The organism is Mesorhizobium sp. YIM 152430 (genome assembly GCF_029210365.1).
Lineage (GTDB): Bacteria > Pseudomonadota > Alphaproteobacteria > Rhizobiales > Rhizobiaceae > Aliihoeflea.
In genome coordinates this window covers 130,774-150,801 of the sequence record NZ_JARGES010000018.1, presented here as the reverse complement: position 1 = coordinate 150,801, position 20,028 = coordinate 130,774, and the positions used below count along the sequence as shown (strand labels likewise).

Below are 20,028 nucleotides of genomic sequence, written 5' to 3'. Positions count from 1 at the left end.
GCCTACCGGCGCGAGCATCCTGCAATCCTGCCCCATGACCGATCCCATGGAGCGTCCCGGCCGTCGCGGCCTCTGGGACGAGTCGGGCACCGTGCCCGAATGCGAAAATCGGCGGGAACGCAAGCGATCCCGCCGAATGACCGTTAGCGGCGCAGGCCGAGCTTTTCGATCAGCGTCTGGTAGCGGCCTTCGTCCTTGCCCTTGAGATAGTCAAGGAGGTGACGGCGCTGCGAAACCAGAGCCAGCAGACCACGGCGGGAATGGTTGTCCTTCTTGTGGTCCTTGAAGTGCTCGGTCAGGTTCTTGATCCGCTCGGAGAGCAGCGCAACCTGGACTTCCGGAGAACCGGTATCGCCCTTCTTGGTCGCGAATTCGGAGAGCAGTTCCTGCTTGCGTTCAGCGGTGATCGACATCTCATGTTTCCTTTCGACTGGGAGGAATGGGGTCGCCCACGGCCGGGATGTCGTCCAGCGGGGGCCATTGGTCGCGGCAGCACGGCTGCGGCGATGGCGGGCATATAATCCATATGCGCCCACAATGCCAGCTAATTCAGCGATGTCGGCTTCAGCCGCCGAACCTGCGCTCCGCCTTCATCGCGTCAGGGTCGGGCAGAAGCTTTCCGACAGGCATGGTGAAGCGACAATGCAGCCCGTCATCGCCGATCTCACGCTCGATCACGGCGTCGAGCGTGCCGCCCAGCATCCGCTCGATGACCTCCGTGCCGAAGCCGCGGCCTTCCTCGCGCGGCTCCATCCGCGAGACCGTTTCGCGCCAGTCGATCACCAGATCTCCATCGGTAACTTTCCAATCGACGTCGAGGCGCCCGCTATTGGTGGAGAAGGCGCCGTATTTCGATGCATTCGTCGCCAGTTCGTGAACCGCAAGCCCGATCGTCTGCGCCGCCTGGTTGGACAGCCGGAAGCGCGGACCCTCGATCTTCAGGCGGCTTGTTTCGCCCGGCCGGAACGGCTCGATCTGCGCATCGAAGAGTTCGCGCAGTTCCACGCCCGCGACGCCGCCTGCGATGAGGAGATCGGTCGAGCGCGCCAGTCCCTGAACGCGCTTCTGGAACGAATCCTGGAAAGCGTCGAAATTCGGTGCGTGACGCGCCGTCTGCTTGGCGATGGACGACACCACGGTCAACTGGTTCTTGGAGCGATGGGCGACCTCGCGCATCAGGAAGCGGATTTCCCCTTCCGCCTCCTGCCGGTCATGCGACGCTTCGGCAAGCGCGGACGAGACGGTCGCGATCTCGGATATCTTGTATGGCTTGGCCGCCACGGCCTCGCCCGCCCCCAGGCGTCGCGCGTCGGCAGCCAGTTCGCGCACAGGCCGCGTCACCTGGCGCGCGAGCACGAAGGCGGAGAGGGCGCTCAGCGCCGCAAGGAGAAGCCCGCCGAAGGCGAATGTCTGCAAGGCGCGCGTCAGGGGCGCGGCCACCACTTCCGTCGGCGACCAGACAACGACCTTCCAGCCGCTCAGGCGCGAATTGACCGTGAACGTCTCGTAGTCCGCGCCGTCTACGGACAGCGTCTGGCGCGAAGGGGCGCTTTGGGAGCGGCCCTCCTCCCAGAGCAGGAACGGCTTGCCGATGTCGGACGACATGAAGGTCGTCGCGACGACGGTGCCATTGCCATCGACGACCGAAGCGTTCCAGCCGCCCCGCAGGTTCTGGCCTGCGATGAGGCTCGTCAGATCTTCGGCATTTTGGGTCAGGACCAGAACGCGCCGCTTTTCATCCTCCTGCCAGGGAACCACCACGTTGAAAACCCATTTCTGGGCGATCTGTCCGTAGAACGCGTTCGAGATGACGGTGTTGCCCGTATCAAGCGCACGTTGCGCGGGCAGCGGATCGGAGGTCTGACCAAGCTCGGCGCCAAAATCGACACGCGTGTTGATCAACTGGTCGAGATTTTCATCTAGCAGGATGAAATATGACTTGGTATCGCGAAGCGCGCTTCGGGCCCGATCATAGAACTCGACGAAATCGTCGGTGTCGAGCGCACGCGATGTCGACAGGACGCGGAGCGTTGTCGTCATGCCGGCGAGTTCGCGGTCGATGGTCTCGACGATCGATCCGGCCGTCGCTTCAGCCAGCGTCGTCAGCACATCCTGCTGGGCGCGGTTGTTGCGCTCGAGCAGGACCGCGGTGAACAGGAGCGTCGGGATTAGGGCCACCGCCACCAGCGCGCCGAGATAGGCGCCGATGGGCAGCGGCCAGGAAAACAGCCGATTGCGCGAGTTTTCGGAAGGCATTTCGGTCGCACCGTCGCTCAAATCGTCCCCCCGGCTCGCGAGCGATTCGAGCTCGTCACGAATTCACGTTACCGCATGTCTCGTCGTTCACGCGCTAACAATTGATGAACGACCCCATGCTCGCGGATCGTTCGTCGATCGCTAAAATTCAATTGGGGCGAAAAGCCGGGTGGACGTCGTTCAGCCGACGAAAACGCGCTTCGGCTTGAACATTCCGGCCTCGATCATACCGATCGCGACCAGCTTGCCGCGTGCGGTCGCACAGGCTTCGTCGGCCTCGAGCGGCGCATCGCGACCCCGGATTATGACGGGATTGCCGAGCCGGATGCGCGCGGCGGCATCGTCGGTCAGGGCCACCTGCGGCAGGCAGTCGAGTGCGGCGCCGGTATCGACGAGCAGGTCGTCGAGCGCCTTCAGTTGCGCACCTTCCGGCCGGCGGGGCGCCTCGCCCTCGGCCAGTTCCGGCGCGTTGGAGGCGACGGCCGCTTCCAATTCGGCGAGCGTGACCAGATCATCGGCGGTGAAAGGATCGACTTCGGTGCGCCGCAGCGTCGAGATGTGGCCGTAGCAGCCAAGATCCCGGCCCATGTCGCGGGCCAGCGAGCGGACATAGGTGCCCTTGCCGCATTCGATCTCGAAGACAGCGCTGTCCTCGCCGCGCTCGATCAGGTCGAACCGGCCGATCTCGACCTCGCGGGCGGGGATGTCGACGGTCTCGCCGTCGCGGGCGAGATCGTAGGCGCGCTCGCCGGCGATCTTGATGGCGGAGAACTGCGGAGGCGTCTGCATGATGACGCCGGTATAGTTCGGCATGACCGCGCGGATGTCGGCCTCAGTCGGCCGCGTATCGGACCGCTTCGTGACCTCCCCTTCGAGATCGTCGGTGGTGCGTTCCTCGCCCCAGGTCACGGTGAAGCGATAGATTTTCGCACCGTCCTGCACGTAAGGGACGGTTTTGGTCGCCTCGCCGAGCGCGATCGGCAACATGCCGGACGCAAGCGGGTCGAGCGTGCCCGCATGGCCCGCCTTTTCGGCATTGAACAGCCACTTCACCTTCGAGACCGCATCGGTGGAGCCCATGCCCACCGGCTTGTCGAGGATCAGCCAGCCGGAAACCGGACGCCCCTTCTTCTTGCCGCGCCGCGCCATCCTAAGTCCTGTCCTCGTCTTCGTCGTCAAGATCGCGCACCACTTCCGGCGAGCGGAGAAGCGCGTCGATCTTGGCGAAATTGTCGTAGCTGGTGTCGAGCCGGAACCGGAATTCGGGCATGTATTTCATCTGGCGCAAGGCTCCGGAAACGCGGCCGCGAATGAATTTCGCGTTCCTGGCCAACGCCTTGATCACGGCCTGGTCGTCCTTTGCGCCGAGCGGCGAGACGAAGGCGGTCGCGATCTTCAGGTCCGGCGACATGCGCACTTCCGAGATCGAGATGACCGTGCCCTCGATCAAATCGTCGCGCACCTCGCCGCGCTGGATGACATCGGCCAGCGCATGGCGAACCTGCTCGCCAATGCGAAGCTGGCGCTGGGACGGACCGTCCGAAGCGAAGCGGGACATGGGATACCTCAATCTCGCGCGGTCGGGGTCAAACCGCCGCGACTTCGTTCAACCGAAGACGGCGGCAGAAACCTGCCGCCGCTTCCGTTTCCGGCGAACGCTCCCTAGAGCGTGCGCGTGATCATCTCGACGCGGAAGCACTCGATGACGTCGCCGGCACGGATGTCCTCGTAGTTCTCGAAGGCCATGCCGCATTCCTGGCCGACCGGCACTTCCGCGACTTCGTCCTTGAAGCGCTTGAGCGTCTTGAGCTTGCCCTCGTGGATGACGACGTTGTCGCGCACCAGACGCACGCCCGCGCCGCGCTCCATCTTGCCTTCCGTGACGCGGCAACCGGCAACCTTGCCGACCTTGGTGATGTTGAAGACTTCGAGGATCTCGGCATTGCCTAGGAAGGTCTCGCGGCGCTCGGGCGACAGAAGGCCGGACATGGCGGCTTTGATGTCGTCCACGAGGTCGTAGATGATGTTGTAGTAGCGAATCTCGATGCCGGCCTGTTCGGAAGCCTCGCGCGCCTGCTTGTTGGCGCGCACGTTGAAGCCGATGATCGCCGCACCCGACGTCTCCGCCAGCGAAATGTCGCTCTCGGTGATCGCGCCGGCGCCCGAATGAACGATGCGCGCGCGCACCTCGTCGGTGCCCAGCTTGTCGAGCGCGGAAATGATCGCCTCGATCGAGCCCTGAACGTCACCCTTGATGAGAAGCGGGAACTCCTTGAGACCCGAGGTCTGGAGCTGCGACATCATCTGTTCCAGCGAGCCGCGCTGGCCGGCCTGGCGAGCGACCGACTTCTCGCGGGCAAGACGCTGGCGATATTCGGCGATCTCGCGGGCCTTGGCCTCGTTATCGATCACGGCGAAGCGGTCACCTGCCTGCGGCGTGCCCTGGAATCCCAGGACCTCGACCGGCAAGGCCGGGCCGGCTTCCTTGATCTGGCCGCCCTTGTCGTTGACGAGCGCGCGCACGCGGCCCCACTCATTACCGGCAACGATAATATCGCCGATCTTGAGCGTGCCGGCCTGCACCAGAACGGTCGCGACCGAGCCGCGGCCCTTGTCGAGCTTGGCTTCGATGACGACGCCCTCCGCGGTGCGGTCCGGATTGGCCTTCAGGTCGAGAATTTCGGCCTGGAGCAGGATCGCCTCGAGCAGCTTGTCGAGATTGGTCCCCTTGATCGCCGAAACCTCGACGTCGAGAACCTCACCGCCCATCGATTCCACGAACACTTCATGCTGCAAGAGCTGCGTGCGCACCTTTTGCGCGTCGGCCGCCGGCTTGTCGATCTTGTTGATCGCCACGATGATCGGCACGCCGGCCGCCTTGGCGTGGCTGATGGACTCGATCGTCTGCGGCATCACGCTGTCGTCGGCCGCAACCACGAGGATCGCGATGTCCGTCGCCTGGGCGCCGCGAGCGCGCATCGCGGTAAAGGCAGCGTGGCCCGGCGTATCGATGAAGGTGATCATCTGACCACCCTGCTCGACCTGATAGGCGCCGATATGCTGGGTTATGCCGCCGGCCTCGCCCGAGACGACATTCGCCTTGCGGATCGCATCGAGCAGCGAGGTCTTGCCGTGGTCGACGTGACCCATGATCGTGACGACCGGCGGACGCGGCTTCAGATCCTCGGGGTTGTCGGCGATGTCGAACATGCCGGTCTCGACGTCGGATTCCGACACGCGGCGGACCGTGTGGCCAAATTCGGACGCGACAAGCTCGGCCGTGTCGGCATCGATGATGTCGCCGGGCTTCATGATCTGGCCCTGCTTCATGAAATACTTCACCACATCCACGGCGCGCTCGGCCATGCGCTGGGCAAGCTCCTGAATGGTGATCGTCTCGGGAAGCGTGACCTCGCGGGAAATCTTCTCACGCGGCTCCTGCATCTGGGCGCGCTTGAACTTCTCCTGGCGGCGGCGCATCGACGAGAGCGAGCGGCCACGCGCATCGCCATCATCCGAGGTCGCGGTGGAAAGCGTCAGCTTGCCGCGGCGCCGGTCGTCGTCCGAACGCGGCTTGGCCGGGCGCGGCGCCTCGGCGGCAGCCTTGACCGGACCGCGCTTGATCGCGGTGGCCGGACGGGCCTTGGCGCGCGAATCCGCCTCTTCCTCTTCGGCAGCGGCCGGAGCCACCGGGGCACGGCGACGAGCTTCCTCTTCGGCACGGCGGCGCGATTCCGCCTCGGACTGGAGCCGGGCTTCTTCCTCAGCCTGACGGCGCGCGGATTCCTCACGTTCCTTGGCGCGGCGCGCATCTTCCTCGGCGCGGCGCTTGGCATCCTCGGCGGCGCGCTGGCGCTCCTCCTGCTCGCGGACACGGGCGCCTTCGAGCGCGCGGCGGCGCGCATCCATCTCGCCGCTCGACAGCGAGTTCAGGACCATGCCCGAACCGCGATTGCCGACCGGACGCGGCGCGGGGCGCGGGGCCTGCTGTGTTGGCGCGGAGCGCTGCGGCTGCGGCGTGCGGGCGACCGGCTCGATCACCGGAGCGGGCGCAGCCTGGACGGGCGCGGCCGGCTTCGGCTTCGGCGCGGCAATGGGCGCGTCCGCAGGCGCAGCGGCGACCGGCGTCTCCGGCTTGTCGTCCGGACGCGTGAACTTGCGCTTCTTGGTCTCGACGACGACGGACTTGGTGCGGCCGTGCGAGAAATTCTGGCGCACGGTTCCCTGCTCCACGCCGGGGCGCTTCAGCGTCAAGGTCTTCTTGGTGTTGACGCTCAACGTCTTGTCGTCACCCGATTTCGTATCACTCATTCCGTATCCTCTGCGGCCTCTTTGTGGTCGACGACCGCCGCATTCGCATTCCGCTCGTCCGGGGTTCCGCCCCGATATCGGTCAAGCGCACCCACGCGCTTTGCCGCCGCCTTGCCGGCATCCAAGCCGAGCACGGCAGCATGTATCACATTTGCCCCCCCCAATGCCAAACCCAATTCGGCCTGCGAAAAGAGTTTGTAGGCGGGGATATCCGGCCCTCCCAAATGCACCACGGAACTGCGTGCCTGGGTAATCTTGCGCACGCCGTCCTCCGATCCTTCGATCGCGTGGAGGACGAGTCTGGCCTTGCCGCTGCGCACCGCAGCCTCGACCTTTGCGGCGCCGAGCACCAGTTGCCCGGCCTTGCGCGCCAGCCCGATCGAGCCCAGCGCCTGCCGGGCGAGAAGCCGGTCGACGAGGTCGCCAAGGTCGGGCGAAACGGTCACCTTCTCCTTCAGGGCCCGGGCGAAGAGGTTCTTCGCCACCGCCTTGTCGACGACGGCCCGCTCACCGGTCACCCAGCAGCCGCGTCCGGGCAGATTGCGCTTGAGATCGGGAACGACGTGCATGTCGGGACCGGCGACGAAGCGGATCAAGCCGTCAGGCGATCCGCCCTGCCTCGTCACTATACATGTGCGTTCGCTCGCGGCGTTCAAGTGCGCTCCGTCCATCCGGTCCCGATCAGGCGCCCAGGGCTTCGTCCTGGACCTGATCCTCGACGTCAGCCTCCTCTTCGGAAGCCAGATCGTCCTCGGTGATCCAGCCGGCCTTCAGGCGTGCGGCGACGACCATCTGTTCGGCATCGGCGCGGGTGACGCCGAAGGGCGACAAGACGCCCTCGAACATCTTGGTCTCTCCGTCCTTGCGTTCCTTCCAGCCGACGAGATCGTCGACCGCGTAGCCGGCGAAATCCTCGATCGACCTGACGTCATCCTCGCCGACGGCGACGAGCATCGCAGTCGTCATGCCGGGAATCTCGCGCAGTTCGTCGAGAACGCCGAGCGCACGGCGCTTCTCGTCATACTCGGTCTCGATCCGTTCGAGATGCTCGCGCGCGCGCTCCTGAATCTCGGACGCCGTGTCCTCGTCGAAGCCGTCGATCGACGCGATCTCGTCACTGTCGACATAGGCGACTTCCTCGACGCTCGAAAAGCCCTCGGAAGCCAGCACCTGGCCGACCATCTCGTCGACATTGAGCGCGTCCATGAACAGGTTCGAACGCTCGACGAACTCCTTCTGGCGGCGCTGCGACTCTTCTTCCTCGGTCAGGATGTCGATGTCCCAGCCGGTGAGTTGCGAGGCAAGGCGCACATTCTGGCCGCGGCGGCCGATCGCCAGCGACAACTGATCGTCGGGTACAACGACCTCGATGCGCTCGGCGTCCTCGTCGAGGACGACCTTGGCGACTTCGGCCGGCTGCAACGCATTGACGATGAAAGCAGCCGCATCCTGGCTCCAGGGGATGATGTCGATCTTCTCACCCTGAAGCTCGCCGACGACCGCCTGGACGCGGGAGCCGCGCATACCGACGCAGGCGCCGACCGGATCGATGGACGAATCGCGCGAGATGACGGCGATCTTGGCGCGCGAGCCCGGATCGCGGGCGACCGACTTGATCTCGATGATGCCGTCGTAGATTTCCGGCACTTCCATGGTGAACAGCTTCGCCATGAACTGAGGATGGGTGCGCGACAGGAATATCTGCGGGCCGCGCTGCTCGCGCCGCACGTCATAGACATAGGCACGCACACGATCGCCATATTTGTAGTTCTCGCGCGGGATCAGTTCGTCGCGGCGGATGATCGCCTCGCCGCGACCCAGATCAACGATGACATTGCCGTATTCGACGCGCTTGACCGAGCCGTTGACGATCTCGCCGACGCGATCCTTGTATTCGTCATACTGGCGGTCGCGCTCGGCCTCCCGCACCTTCTGGACGATGACCTGCTTGGCCGACTGGGCGGCGATGCGGCCGAAATCCATCGGCGGGAGCTGTTCGGCGATGAAGTCACCGACCTGCGCGTCCGGATTGCGGTGGCGCGCGTCCTCAATCGAAATCTCGCGAGCGTATTCTTCAGGCGTCTCGACCACTTCGAGCAGGCGTTGCAGCTTCATCTCGCCGGTGGTCGGGTTGATGTCGGCGCGGATGTTGGTCTCCTGGCCGTAACGCGAGCGCGCCGCCTTCTGGATGGCGTCGGCCATCGCGGCGATGACGATCTGCTTGTCGATCGACTTCTCGCGCGCGACGGCGTCGGCGATCTGTAGAAGCTCGAGCCTGTTTGCACTCACTGCCATGGTAAGTCTCCTTGGGCACTCCGCCCGGCGAACCGCGCCGGCGGTCGTCAAAATCAGTTGTCGTTGTCGGCGTCGGGTCCGTTGCCTTCGAATTCCACGTCGTCGTCGAGCTTGCGCGCCTTCTTGGCGGCCTTGTCGCGCTTCAGCGTCTCGCGGATCAGATCGTCGGTCAGGATCAGCCTGGCATCGGCGAGCGCGTCATAGGGGATGCGCGCGACCGGCTCCTCGCCATAGCTCAACTGGTCGCTCTCGATCGTGATGCCGTCATCGTCGGCCTCGACGATCCTTCCCTTGAAGCGCTTGCGCCCGGCGACCATCAGGCTGGTCTCGATCTTGGCCAGGTGCCCCTTGGCATGGATGAAGTCGGACTTGCGCACCATCGGGCGGTCGATGCCCGGCGAGGACACTTCGAGATGATAGGCTTTTTCGATCGGATCCTCGACATCGAGAATAGGCGAAACCGCGCGGCTGACCTCCTCGCAATCCTCGACCGTCATCGTTCCGTCGAAGCGCTCGGCCATGATCTGCAACGTCAGGCCGTTCTGACCCGACAGGCGCACCCGAACGAGCTGGTAGCCCATCGAGCGCATGACGGGCTCGATGATCTGCGCGACACGCGCATCGATGCCCGTCTCGCGGATGAGGCGGTCGTCGCCAGAAGGTTTGGAAATGTCCGTTTCGCTCACGTAGCAACCCTGATCGAACGGCCGGTAACAAAAAAGAGCGGGACCGGGTGGACCCACTCTTTGCCATACCGACCAAGAATTTGACGCTCCTATACGCCAACAGGGCCGATTGATCAAGAGCGCGAACGTCAGATCCGCCGGAAGGTCAGGTAGCAAGGCGTGCGCCCCTCGCGGATCGCCTTCGCCTCATAGCGCGTTCCCGGCCAGCCCTCATAGGGCCGTCGCCAGTCGTCCGGTCCCCTTGCCTGCCACTCGAAATCGTCGTGCGCGCGGCAATGCGCGAGCGTCCAATTGATGTAATGCGGGATGTCGGAGGCAAAGCGGAACCGTCCGCCCGGCTTCAGCACGCGCGCGAACCGGTCGAGATTGACCGGGCTGACGAAACGCCGCTTCCAATGCCGTCTTTTCGTCCACGGATCGGGATAGAGCAGGTCGATCCCTGCAAGAGACGCCGCAGGCAGCCAGTCGAGAAGTTCGGTGGCGTCATCGTCATGGACCCGGACATTGGCGAGCGGCGCGGCGTCGAACCGCGACACGAACTTCGCCATGCCGTTGACGAAGGGCTCGACGCCGATGAAGCCGACTTCAGGAAATCGCGCGGCTTCGTGATGGAAATGCTCGCCGCCGCCGAAGCCGATCTCCAGCCTCACGTCCTCAATCGGCACCGAAAACAGCGTGCGCAGATCACCCGGCGCAGGGGATTCGAGGTCGAGCTTCAGGCGCGGCAGATGGGTCGCCATCTGCGCCACCTGCTTCGGACTCATCGTCTTCCCGTGGCGGCGGCCGAAAAAGGCTTCGGTCGCCCGCTCTCCCCAAACGTGCCTGGACATTTTCAGGCGGCGACCGCTTGCCTGAGGGCTTTCACGAGGTCCGTCTTTTCCCAGGAGAACGAGCCGTCGCGACCGGCCTTGCGTCCGAAATGGCCATAGGCGGCCGTGCGCGCATAGATCGGCTTGTTCAGATCGAGATGGCGGCGGATGCCGGAAGGCGACAGGTCCATCACCTCGCGCAGTGCATTTTCGACCGCCTCCTCTGTCACCTTGCCGGTGCCGTGCAGGTCGACATAGACCGACAGCGGCTGCGCGACGCCGATGGCGTAGGAAAGCTGGATCGTGCAGCGGTCGGCAAGCTTTGCCGCGACGACGTTCTTGGCGAGATAGCGGGCGGCATATGCGGCCGAGCGGTCGACCTTGGTCGTGTCCTTGCCCGAGAACGCGCCGCCGCCATGCGGCGCGGCGCCGCCATAGGTGTCGACGATGATCTTGCGGCCCGTCAGGCCCGCATCGCCATCCGGGCCGCCGATCACGAACTTGCCGGTCGGATTGATGTACCAGTTGCAGTCGTCGGCGATCGAAAGCCCGCCCGAGGACAGCGCCTCGCGTATATAGGGCTCGACGACCTTACGCACCTTCTTGTTGTCCCAGTCGGGATCGATGTGCTGCGTGGACAGGACGATCTGCGTCGCTTCCTTCGGCTGGCCGTCGACATAGCGGACCGTGACCTGGCTCTTGGCGTCGGGGCCAAGTTTGACCACGTCGCCGTCGCCATTCTTGCGGGCATCGGCCAGCAGTTCGAGAATCTTGTGGCTGTAATAGATCGGCGCGGGCATCAGGTCGGGTGTCTCGCGGCAGGCATAGCCGAACATGATGCCCTGATCGCCCGCGCCTTCCTCGCCCTGCTTGTCCGCCGCGTTGTCGACGCCCTGCGCGATATGGGCGGACTGGCCGTGCAGGAGGACGTCGATCTTGGCCGTCTTCCAGTGAAATCCATCCTGCTCGTAGCCGATTGCGCGGATCGCCTTGCGCGCCACCGACTTGAACTTCGTCGGATTGACCATCGGATTGCCGGCGGCATCCTTGACGAATTCACCGTCCTTCGACTTCTTCAACAGCGTGTCGGGCACCCGGACCTCGCCGGCGATGATCACGCGGTTGGTGGTGGCCAGCGTTTCGCAGGCGACGCGGACCTTCCAAGCATCCATCTGCGGCTTGCCGTTTCCGTTCTTCTTCGCGGCCTCGCGATAGACGAGGTCCACGATCTCGTCGGATATGCGGTCGCACACCTTGTCGGGATGGCCTTCGGAAACGGATTCGGAGGTGAAGATGTAGTTCTGGCGCAAGATCGGGTGTCCCCTCTGGAAAGCGCGCTGCCGAAGCGGCAGGCGGGAAAGACGTGTAGCCAAGCGCGGAACGCTCGGTCAAGCCATGCTCGACCGAGTTCTCAATTCCGTCGGGCTCTTCCGTCTACGACGTTTCGTCGTCCGCGGATGCGAGCGACTTGACCAGATCGATGATGCGGCGCCGAACCTTCGGATCGGAAATCTTGATGAAGGCGCGGGCCAATTGAAGACCTTCGGAACTGTTGAGGAAATCGACCACATAGGCCGACCCATCGTCCTCGGCAAACCCGCTTCGGTCGTCATCCTGTCCCGGCGCATCCTCGAAGAAGTAGGAAACCGGAACATTCATGACGGTTGAAATCGCCTGAAGGCGGCTTGCACCGACGCGGTTCGTGCCCTTTTCATACTTCTGGATCTGCTGGAACGTGATTCCCAGCATTTCACCGAGCTTTTCCTGGCTCATGCCGAGCATGTTGCGACGCAGCCGCACCCGACTCCCGACATGGATGTCGATCGGATTCGGCTTCTTCTTGTTGGTTATCATGTTGTCAGCCCATTGGAGCAGGCCATTGTCGTTGAGCTTTGCGCTTCTGGCCGCGTGTCGTGCGAGCGCCCCAAGGCCCGCCCGACTCTAGATCGCGGTTCGCTGACTATGTTTCGCTAATATATGTGTGTCAATTGACACGATCGCGCGACCTCAGGTTGTTCGCTATGGCAGCGATGCCAAGTGCGAGCAGCAGCCCCCACCCGATGAGTCCGGGGCGCAGGGGCGGCAGGAGCGTATCGGCTTCGGCCAACGGAATCGCGACGTCGAGCACGCCGACAGCGTCAAGCGCCAGCCCGTCGATGACGCGGCCATAGCCATCGACCGCAGCAGAGATGCCGTTATTGGCGGCGCGAGCGAGCGGCAGTCCCGATTCGACCGCGCGAAGCTGGGCCTGCCGGAAATGCTGATGGGGTCCGGGCGTGTCGCCGAACCAGGCGTCGTTGGTGACGTTGATCAGCAGCCGGGCGTCCGTGCCGCCGCGCGGTGCGATGCCGGGAAAAATCACCTCGTAGCAGATGAACGGCAAACCGGTCATGCCGCCGCCGAGATCGAGCGGCCGACGCGTCGTGCCGGCGGAAAAACCACCGATGTTCTGCGCCAGTTGCCGCAGGCCGAAACGCGACAGGAACTCCTGGAAGGGAAGATATTCACCGAACGGCACCAGCCGCACCTTGTCAAAGGCGTCGACGATCTCCCCCGTTCCGTCGATGACGACAATCGAATTGTAGTAATCCGTGCCGCCGTCGGCGGCAGCCTGCGCGCGAACGATGCCCGCAAGAAGACGCTGGTCGTCGCCGACCGCCGCACCGAGCGCGGCCAGCGCATCCGGTCTGTCACCGAAGAGAAACGGAACGGACGTTTCCGGCCAGATGATCACATCCGGCGCCGCCGCATCTTGCTCGGCGGGGCGTGTCGTCAGGTCGAGATGCGCCTGGAATATCCGGTCGCGCTCGGCCATGTCCCATTTCTGGCTTTGCAAGATCGACGGCTGGATGACGCGGACCGCGATGTTTTGGGCGCCATCCGTCAAACCCGCCTGCGACAGTCGCAGCGCGCCGTAGCCCAGATGCAGCGCGACCAGCCCGATGCCAAGTGCCGCGCCGAGTTTCAGATGCTCCCGGCCCGCCAGCAAAGCCGGCAATGAAAAGACGAAGACGGCAAGGACATTGATGCCGGTCGCGCCGGCAACGGCAATCGACTGCATGGCAAGCGGCACCGGCATCGCAGCATAGCCGATGGCATTCCATGGAAAGCCTGAAAAGAGAATGGAGCGCAGCCATTCGGCAAGCGCGAAGGCGACGGCAAGCGCTGCGATGCGGCCGATATCGTCGCTCCAGGCGATTTTCGCCAGCGCCGCCGCAATGGCATAGAAGAACGCCAGCACTGCCGGCAGGCCGATGATCGCCAATGGCAGCGCCCATGCAAACAGGTCGGCCTCGACCAGAAGCGCGTTTCCCGTCCACCAGAGTCCGGCAAGGAAATATCCGAAGCCGAACATCCAGCCGACCAGAAAAGCCGGCACGAGGCGGCGCAAACCGCGGCGTTCGGGCGCGGCGACCGCGCCGTCAAGCAGCCAGACGAGGAGGGGAAAGGCGACGAAGGCGGCGAGCGGAAAATCGAAAGGCGCCTGGGACAGACTGGCTATCGCACCGGCAGCCATCGCGGCCAACGCCCTGCCGGCACCCGACAGGAGAATTATCTTGCCCGCAAGGCGTTCCATTCACCCGTCCGCTGCCAGAATCAGACCCCGCATCTCTTTAGCAAAGCCGCGGAGGCTTTCCAAACGGACGATCAGTTCGCCACCTGCCGCGCCTGGCGACGGCGACGATCCGTGACCCGGCTCTGGACGATGCGCACGCGCTTCACCCGGCGCGGATCGGCGTCGAGCACATGGAACTCGAAACCGGGAATGGCCTGGACCACCTCGCCGCGGGCCGGCACGCGGCCGAGCGCGTTGAAGATCATGCCGCCGATCGTGTCGACATACTCCCCGTGCTCGCCGGCCGAGAACGCGCCGCCGATCTTTTCGGCGACGTCGTCTATCTCGGCCTTGGCATCGACGATGAAGACGCCTTCGCCCGTCTGGGTTATCATCGCCTCGTCGTCGTCATGTTCGTCCTCGATGTCGCCGACCACCATCTCGACGATGTCCTCGAGCGAGACGAGGCCGTCGGTGCCGCCATATTCGTCGATGACAAGCGCCATTTGCAGCCGTTCGGCCTGCATTCGCGCCATCAGGTCCGAGGCGAGCATCGAGGGGGGAACGAAGAGCAGCTTTCGAACGAGACTCAACTCGCCGATGCTCTTGCCCAGGTCGACATTCGACAGGTCCAGCGTCGCCGCATCGAGCGGCTTCTTCGTCGCGCGCGTCCGCTTTTGCCCCGCCGTGCGGGTGATGTGCGCGATGACGTCGCGGATGTGGATCATGCCGCGCGGATCGTCCAGCGTCTCGCCATAGACGGGCATCCGCGAATGGCCGAGCCGCTCGAAGGTCACCATCAGGTCGCCCAGCGTCATCGTGATCTCTACGCTCTGAATGTCGGCGCGCGGGATCATGACGTCCTCGACCTTCAACTCGCGCAGCCGCAGAATGTTCTTGAGCATCGCCCGCTCGCCCGGCGAGAAGCCGGCCGAATCCAGGGAATGCTCGTCCAGCGCATCGGCCAGGTCCTCGCGCATCGACGAGCCGTTCCTGGGCCGGAAGAGCCCCGAGAGCCTGTGGAGGAAGGTGGTGGACTTGCCGGCCGTGCCAGCGGTCCTACTTTGGGCGTCCGAACCTTCGTCGGAGCCGCCCGCTTCTGCCCGTTCGGGCGAAGCGTCAATCTGCGTTTGTTCGTTCATTGTCCCTAAGGCCGCGTTGGCCCTACCAGTTAGACATACGGATCGGGAATGGCAAGACGCGCGAGCACCTTGCGTTCCAGCCCCTCCATCTCGTCCGCTTCTGCGTCATTTTCGTGGTCGTAGCCCAGAAGATGAAGCAGTCCGTGGACGATCAGATGGGTCAGATGGTGCGCGAAGGGCTTTGCTTCCAGTGCCGCTTCGGCCGAAACCGTCTCGAAGGCCAGAATAATGTCTCCGAGCATCGGCGGCAACGGGTCGCCCGGAACGACCTCGAATGCCGGAAAGGACAGGACGTTCGTCGCCTTGTCCTTGCCGCGCCAGTCGCGATTGAGTGTGCGTATCGATGCATCGTCGGTGAAAAGAAGACTTAGCTCCGAGGCGGGATCGGTGATCGCCAGTTCGGCTAAGACCGCGCCGGTCGCCATCCCGGCATGGCCGCGCAGTTCCTCTTCGGCCGGCCAATCGCCGGCCTCTCGCGCAATGTCGATCTCGATCGCCATTCAGACCTGGATCGCACCCCGGCCCGGCATTCCCGCGCCTTCACGGTCATAGGCGCGGACAATCTCGGCGACGAGCGGATGACGCACGACGTCGACATCGTTGAAGCGGCAAGTGACGATGCCCGGCACGTCGGTCAGGACGCGCAGCGCCTCGACCAGCCCGGACTTCGTGTTGGGCGGAAGGTCGATCTGGCTCGGATCGCCGGTGACGATCATGCGCCCGCCCTCGCCGAGGCGGGTCAGGAACATCTTCATCTGCATCGGCGTGGTGTTCTGCGCCTCGTCGAGGATGATCGCGGCATTGCGCAAAGTGCGGCCGCGCATGAAGGCCAGCGGCGCGATCTCGATCACCTCGGCGGCAATCGCGCGCTCGACCTTGTCGGCCGGCATCATGTCGTAGAGCGCGTCGTAGAGCGGGCGCAGATAGGGGTCGACCTTCTCCTTCATGTCGCCCGGCAGGAAGCCGAGGCGTTCGCCCGCCTCCACCGCCGGCCGTGACAGGATGATGCGCTCCACAGCGCCGCGCTCCAGAAGCATCGCCGCGTGGGCGACCGCGAGATAGGTCTTGCCGGTGCCGGCCGGCCCGATGCCGAAGACGAGTTCGGACCGTTCCAGCGCGCGCATATAGGCGTCCTGGTTGACCGAACGGGCATAGATGGTGCGTTTGCGCGTCGCGATCTGCGCAGCCGCCATCTTGCCCTTGCGTTCCAGCGTCGGCAGCGTCAACTGGTCGTCGGCGGCGATCGAGATGCGGATCGCGCCGTCCACTTCCGAAGGCGAGACGTCGTGGCCCTTCTGGAGCAGGCCGTAGAGATAGTCGAGCGCGCGGCGCGCCTGTTCGGCCGCGCCCGGCTCGCCGCGGATCGAGAGCTGGTTGCCCTTGGAGCGGATGTCGAGGCCGAGCTTCTGCTCGATGCGCGCGAGGTTCTGATCGAACTGACCATAAAGCGCGGAGGCAAGCCCGTTGTTGTCGAAGGTGAGTACGATATGCGCCATGTCCGACGCCCCCTGGGGGCCGGGCTTCAGTTCCGGTGCGACGCTCAATCGGCTCTCCTCATTGGTGCCTGACCTCAAACCGGCGCGGCAAACAGGCTGTTGCGGCCGGCGCTCAAAACCTTCACCCGGACAATGTCGCCGATTCGGCCGACGGTTTCATCAAGAATCACCGGCTGCAGCCAGGGCGAGCGTCCGACGATCTGTCCGTCGCGCCGTCCCGGCTTCTCGATCAGCGTATCCATCACCATTCCGACGCGGCTTTGCGTGAAGGCTTCGAGCTGATTTGTCAGCAAAGCCTGCAATTCCTGCAGCCTTTCGTCCTTCACGCGCTCCTCGACATGCAACTTCATCTCGGCGCCCGGTGTTCCCGGACGCGGGGAATATTTGAACGAGAAAGCCTGTGCATAATCCACTTCGCGCACCAGCTTCATCGTCGCAGCAAAGTCCTCGTCGGTCTCGCCGGGGAAGCCGACGATGAAATCGCCCGACATGGCAATGTCGCCGCGCGCACTGCGAATGCGCTCCACCAGCCGCAGATAGTCGTCGGCCGTGTGCTTGCGGTTCATCGCCTTCAAAATGCGGTCCGAGCCCGACTGCACCGGCAGATGGAGATAGGGCATCAATTGTTCAAGGTCGCGATGCGCCGCGATCAGCGCGTCGTCCATGTCGCGCGGATGGCTGGTCGTATAGCGCAGCCGGTCGAGGCCCGGAATTTCGGCCAGCCGGAACAGAAGCTCGCCGAGGCCCCACTCGCGTCCATCCTTGCCCTCGCCATGCCAGGCATTGACGTTCTGGCCGAGCAGCGTGATCTCGCGCACGCCACTTTCGGCCAGACGCTGCGCCTCCGCCACGATCTGCGCGACGGGCCGCGAGATTTCCGACCCGCGCGTATAAGGCACCACGCAGAAGGTGCAGAACTTGTCGCAGCCTTCCTGCACGGTCAAAAAAGCCGTCACGCCGCGCGACCTGACCGCCGCCGTCTTCGGCTGCGGCAGATGCTCGAACTTGTCCTCGAGCGCATATTCGGTCTCGACCACCTTCTCGCCGGCCCGTGCCTTCTTCACCACAGCCGGCAGGCGGTGATAGGTCTGCGGTCCAACGACGAGGTCGACCGCCGGTGCCCGGCGCAGGATCTCGTCGCCCTCGGCCTGCGCCACGCATCCCGTCACGCCGATCACCATCTTGTGGCCCGCAGCCGCGCGCTCGGCCTTCAGGTCGCGGATGCGGCCGAGTTCGGAATAGACCTTTTCGGCCGCCTTTTCGCGGATGTGGCAGGTATTGAGCAGGACCAGATCGGCATCCTCGATCGTCTCCGTCGGATGGTAGCCGTCGGCGGCCAGCGCATCGGACATGCGTTGCGAATCGTAGACATTCATCTGGCAGCCATAGGTCTTGACGAAGACCTTTTTCGTCTGCGCCGAACCGGCATCCCGCTGAGCGATCGTATCTGTCTGTTCCATGCGGCGAGCCTCTAGCGCTTTTTGACGCCAAAGGACAGACCGCGCGTCATCACAGCTTCGCGCCGCGCCGGACCCCGGTCACGAGATCGCGGATCGCCGCTTCCGAGCGCGCCGAGACCTGCTTGCGGTTCGTGCCGGCGAAGCCGATCGGCTCGCCGAAATTCACCTCCACGTCGACCGGACCGCTTTCGAGAATGCGCAACAAGTGCGGAACCAGGTCCTCGTCGCCGATCCAGGCATAGCGCGCGCGGTGCCGCCGCCCCATCGCCATGCCGTGCAGCCGCGAATAGAAGATCGCAGCCGGCTGCACCGCGAAGGCCTCGTCCGACAATTGCGCCGCTGCACCGAACAGCGTCGACTTGAACGGCAGGAGCCGGTTGCCGCAGGCCGTCGTGCCTTCCGCGAACAGCACCAGCGGGTCGCCCGATTTCAGCGTCTCGGCCACTTCCCGCGTCTGGTGACCCGAGTGGTGCCGTGCCTCGCGCTCGACGAAAACGGAGTTCTGCGAACGGAAAAGACGCCCGAGCACCGGCCATGTCGCCACTTCCGCCTTGGCGATGAAATTCACCGGAGTGATCGACCCGAGCACCATGATGTCCGTCCAGGACACATGATTTGCGGCGATCAGAAGCGGACGTTGCGGTGTGAGCGGACCGCTCACATGGACGCGGATGCCGAGCAGCGCCAGCACCATCTTGTGCCATAACAGCGCCGGCCGACGCGGATCGCCGATGCGCGTCACCTTCATCGCCGCCTGCCATGCCACCAATCCTGCCGTGCCGAGCGCAAAGCCGATCAGGGCAAGGGCGAGCTTCGCCTTGGCGCGCATGGTTCAGTGCAGGTCGCGACGCATGACGATCGCGCCCGTGCGCCCACCGCCCGGCTGCTTGTAATAGTCGGGCCGCTTGCCGACCTGGATGAAGCCGAGCCGCTTGTAGAGTCCAATCGCCGCCACGTTCGTCTCGTCGACCTCGAGAAAGAGCGAGGCGGTGCGTTCGGCATGGAGCGCGCGCAAAACGGCATCCATCAGGCTGCGCCCGAGCCCCAGCCGCCGCGCCGAGCGCGCCACCGCGACAGTCAGTATTTCGGCCTCGTCCGCCGCCTGCCGCACCAGCACGAAGCCGACCGGCCCGAGATGCCGCTTGCCAACCTCGCGCGCGGCGAAGCCGAAGACATTCGCCTGCGCCAGCAGGTCGGCGAACTCGTCCTCCGACCAGGGCCGGATGAAATCCTCCTCGTGGATGCGCGGCAGAACCGCCGCGTCATCGATTTCCAGTGGCTCGATGGCGAATTCCCGCGGGCTCGACCAGAAGGGCACCTTCATGACGCCGCCTTGCGGGGAACCGCAAAGCCTTCCTGCACCTTGGCGTCAGCCGAGCGCAGATAAAGCGGTATCGGCCGCGAACCGGTGTCGGTCTTGGCAAGTCCGGGCATGGCATAGGCCGCAATGTCGGCCGTTGCCTGCCGGCCAGCGACGCCGAGCGCTCCGCCCGCCGCCGCATTGATCGCGTCCGCCGCCGTGCCGGTGAGGATTGCGTTCGCGTGCGTCGCAATTTCGCAAGCCGTCTCCAGATCGGTCGCCGTCGGCGCTGCGATTTCATTGCCATCGGCACCGTAAAGCGCTGCATGGATTTCACCCCGCCCGCCATCGAGCGCTGCCAGCACGCTGCGTCCCTCGTTGGCCTGCCGCGCTTCGAATGCGAGAGCTTCGAGCGTCGTCACACCGATGGCGGGGATTTGCAGCGCCAGCGCCAGTCCGCGCGCGGCGGAAACGCCGACCCGGATACCGGTGAACGAGCCCGGTCCGACCGCGACGGCGAGCCTGTCGAGATCGGCATAAGACTTTCCCGCCGCCGCCAGTGCATCGTCGATCACCGCCATCAGATGCTCGGCATGACCCTTGCCGAGATCGCGCACAGAGCGGCCGAGTTCGCCGGTCGCCGTTTCGTGGACGCAGGCGGCGCAGAGATTGGCGGTGGTGTCGATGGCGAGGACGATCATTTCAGGACAAGTCCAA

The 20,028-nt window shown here is 64.6% G+C and carries 19 protein-coding genes; all 19 read right to left on the bottom strand.

The annotated features are described in order from the left end of the window. Nucleotides 1-143: 143 nt before the first annotated feature. Nucleotides 144-413 carry a 30S ribosomal protein S15 gene (gene rpsO / locus PZ895_RS03275; RefSeq protein ID WP_275837613.1) on the bottom strand — a complete coding sequence of 90 codons (270 nt, stop codon included), beginning with the start codon at nt 411-413 and terminating at the stop codon, nt 144-146. 151 nt (nt 414-564) lie between these two features. After that, nucleotides 565-2,256 carry a sensor histidine kinase gene (locus PZ895_RS03270; protein ID WP_275837612.1) on the bottom strand — a complete coding sequence of 564 codons (1,692 nt, stop codon included), beginning with the start codon at nt 2,254-2,256 and terminating at the stop codon, nt 565-567. Nucleotides 2,257-2,436: 180 nt separating this feature from the next. Next, nucleotides 2,437-3,405 (bottom strand): tRNA pseudouridine(55) synthase TruB, encoded by a 969-nt coding sequence (gene truB, locus PZ895_RS03265; protein ID WP_275837611.1) that lies wholly within the window; start codon nt 3,403-3,405, stop codon nt 2,437-2,439. A gap of 1 nt (nt 3,406) precedes the next feature. Continuing rightward, on the bottom strand, nt 3,407-3,814 hold the full coding sequence (rbfA, locus tag PZ895_RS03260) for a 30S ribosome-binding factor RbfA (protein WP_275837609.1): 408 nt from the start codon (nt 3,812-3,814) through the stop codon (nt 3,407-3,409). Nucleotides 3,815-3,918: 104 nt separating this feature from the next. Continuing rightward, nucleotides 3,919-6,567 (bottom strand): translation initiation factor IF-2, encoded by a 2,649-nt coding sequence (infB, locus tag PZ895_RS03255; protein WP_275837608.1) that lies wholly within the window; start codon nt 6,565-6,567, stop codon nt 3,919-3,921. Next, nucleotides 6,564-7,238 carry an RNA-binding protein gene (locus PZ895_RS03250; RefSeq protein WP_275837606.1) on the bottom strand — a complete coding sequence of 225 codons (675 nt, stop codon included), beginning with the start codon at nt 7,236-7,238 and terminating at the stop codon, nt 6,564-6,566. Before PZ895_RS03250 ends, infB begins: the two co-directional genes overlap by 4 nt. Before the next feature lie 10 nt (nt 7,239-7,248). Next, nucleotides 7,249-8,862: a transcription termination factor NusA gene (nusA, locus tag PZ895_RS03245; protein WP_275837605.1), complete on the bottom strand. Its 1,614-nt coding sequence runs from the start codon at nt 8,860-8,862 to the stop codon at nt 7,249-7,251. Nucleotides 8,863-8,915: 53 nt separating this feature from the next. Next, nucleotides 8,916-9,548 carry a ribosome maturation factor RimP gene (gene rimP / locus PZ895_RS03240; protein ID WP_275837604.1) on the bottom strand — a complete coding sequence of 211 codons (633 nt, stop codon included), beginning with the start codon at nt 9,546-9,548 and terminating at the stop codon, nt 8,916-8,918. Nucleotides 9,549-9,676: 128 nt separating this feature from the next. Beyond that, a complete protein-coding gene (locus tag PZ895_RS03235; protein ID WP_275837603.1) occupies nt 9,677-10,378 on the bottom strand; it encodes a tRNA (guanosine(46)-N(7))-methyltransferase TrmB in 702 nt (233 codons plus the stop codon). A 2-nt stretch (nt 10,379-10,380) separates the two neighbouring features. Continuing rightward, complete coding sequence (metK, locus tag PZ895_RS03230) at nt 10,381-11,670, bottom strand: methionine adenosyltransferase (protein WP_275837935.1); 1,290 nt, start codon at nt 11,668-11,670, stop codon at nt 10,381-10,383. A gap of 121 nt (nt 11,671-11,791) precedes the next feature. Beyond that, nucleotides 11,792-12,211, bottom strand: coding sequence for a helix-turn-helix domain-containing protein (locus tag PZ895_RS03225; protein ID WP_275837602.1), 420 nt, complete (start codon nt 12,209-12,211; stop codon nt 11,792-11,794). A 130-nt stretch (nt 12,212-12,341) separates the two neighbouring features. Further along, a complete protein-coding gene (gene lnt / locus PZ895_RS03220) occupies nt 12,342-13,934 on the bottom strand; it encodes an apolipoprotein N-acyltransferase (protein WP_275837601.1) in 1,593 nt (530 codons plus the stop codon). A 71-nt stretch (nt 13,935-14,005) separates the two neighbouring features. Then, nucleotides 14,006-14,893: a hemolysin family protein gene (locus PZ895_RS03215; RefSeq protein WP_275837934.1), complete on the bottom strand. Its 888-nt coding sequence runs from the start codon at nt 14,891-14,893 to the stop codon at nt 14,006-14,008. Between the two features lie 191 nt (nt 14,894-15,084). Further along, nucleotides 15,085-15,555, bottom strand: a complete 471-nt coding sequence (ybeY, locus tag PZ895_RS03210) for an rRNA maturation RNase YbeY (RefSeq protein WP_275837600.1) — start codon at nt 15,553-15,555, stop codon at nt 15,085-15,087. Beyond that, nucleotides 15,556-16,551, bottom strand: a complete 996-nt coding sequence (locus PZ895_RS03205; RefSeq protein ID WP_275837933.1) for a PhoH family protein — start codon at nt 16,549-16,551, stop codon at nt 15,556-15,558. Between the two features lie 74 nt (nt 16,552-16,625). Next, entirely contained in the window at nt 16,626-18,011 is a 1,386-nt protein-coding gene (miaB, locus tag PZ895_RS03200; protein ID WP_275837598.1) for a tRNA (N6-isopentenyl adenosine(37)-C2)-methylthiotransferase MiaB, read from the bottom strand. Between the two features lie 49 nt (nt 18,012-18,060). Continuing rightward, a complete protein-coding gene (locus PZ895_RS03195) occupies nt 18,061-18,840 on the bottom strand; it encodes a lysophospholipid acyltransferase family protein (RefSeq protein ID WP_275837597.1) in 780 nt (259 codons plus the stop codon). Nucleotides 18,841-18,843: 3 nt separating this feature from the next. Then, nucleotides 18,844-19,335, bottom strand: a complete 492-nt coding sequence (locus PZ895_RS03190) for a GNAT family N-acetyltransferase (RefSeq protein WP_275837596.1) — start codon at nt 19,333-19,335, stop codon at nt 18,844-18,846. Beyond that, nucleotides 19,332-20,012 carry a tRNA (adenosine(37)-N6)-threonylcarbamoyltransferase complex dimerization subunit type 1 TsaB gene (gene tsaB / locus PZ895_RS03185; protein WP_275837595.1) on the bottom strand — a complete coding sequence of 227 codons (681 nt, stop codon included), beginning with the start codon at nt 20,010-20,012 and terminating at the stop codon, nt 19,332-19,334. The genes PZ895_RS03190 and tsaB overlap by 4 nt, the downstream gene beginning before the upstream one ends. Between the last annotated feature and the right edge of the window lie 16 nt (nt 20,013-20,028).

What these genes read in the sequence shown, in the direction of transcription:
- infB (WP_275837608.1), bottom strand. Translation starts at nt 6,567, where the DNA reads ATGAGTGATACGAAATCGGGTGACGACAAGACGTTGAGCGTCAACACC.
- miaB (WP_275837598.1), bottom strand. Translation starts at nt 18,011, where the DNA reads ATGGAACAGACAGATACGATCGCTCAGCGGGATGCCGGTTCGGCGCAG.
- rbfA (WP_275837609.1), bottom strand. Translation starts at nt 3,814, where the DNA reads ATGTCCCGCTTCGCTTCGGACGGTCCGTCCCAGCGCCAGCTTCGCATT.
- truB (WP_275837611.1), bottom strand. Translation starts at nt 3,405, where the DNA reads ATGGCGCGGCGCGGCAAGAAGAAGGGGCGTCCGGTTTCCGGCTGGCTG.
- PZ895_RS03205 (WP_275837933.1), bottom strand. Translation starts at nt 16,551, where the DNA reads ATGGCGCATATCGTACTCACCTTCGACAACAACGGGCTTGCCTCCGCG.
- PZ895_RS03195 (WP_275837597.1), bottom strand. Translation starts at nt 18,840, where the DNA reads ATGCGCGCCAAGGCGAAGCTCGCCCTTGCCCTGATCGGCTTTGCGCTC.
- PZ895_RS03225 (WP_275837602.1), bottom strand. Translation starts at nt 12,211, where the DNA reads ATGATAACCAACAAGAAGAAGCCGAATCCGATCGACATCCATGTCGGG.
- rpsO (WP_275837613.1), bottom strand. Translation starts at nt 413, where the DNA reads ATGTCGATCACCGCTGAACGCAAGCAGGAACTGCTCTCCGAATTCGCG.
- nusA (WP_275837605.1), bottom strand. Translation starts at nt 8,862, where the DNA reads ATGGCAGTGAGTGCAAACAGGCTCGAGCTTCTACAGATCGCCGACGCC.
- PZ895_RS03190 (WP_275837596.1), bottom strand. Translation starts at nt 19,335, where the DNA reads ATGAAGGTGCCCTTCTGGTCGAGCCCGCGGGAATTCGCCATCGAGCCA.
- tsaB (WP_275837595.1), bottom strand. Translation starts at nt 20,012, where the DNA reads ATGATCGTCCTCGCCATCGACACCACCGCCAATCTCTGCGCCGCCTGC.
- PZ895_RS03270 (WP_275837612.1), bottom strand. Translation starts at nt 2,256, where the DNA reads ATGCCTTCCGAAAACTCGCGCAATCGGCTGTTTTCCTGGCCGCTGCCC.
- PZ895_RS03250 (WP_275837606.1), bottom strand. Translation starts at nt 7,238, where the DNA reads ATGGACGGAGCGCACTTGAACGCCGCGAGCGAACGCACATGTATAGTG.
- PZ895_RS03235 (WP_275837603.1), bottom strand. Translation starts at nt 10,378, where the DNA reads ATGTCCAGGCACGTTTGGGGAGAGCGGGCGACCGAAGCCTTTTTCGGC.
- lnt (WP_275837601.1), bottom strand. Translation starts at nt 13,934, where the DNA reads ATGGAACGCCTTGCGGGCAAGATAATTCTCCTGTCGGGTGCCGGCAGG.
- ybeY (WP_275837600.1), bottom strand. Translation starts at nt 15,555, where the DNA reads ATGGCGATCGAGATCGACATTGCGCGAGAGGCCGGCGATTGGCCGGCC.
- PZ895_RS03215 (WP_275837934.1), bottom strand. Translation starts at nt 14,893, where the DNA reads ATGCGCGAGGACCTGGCCGATGCGCTGGACGAGCATTCCCTGGATTCG.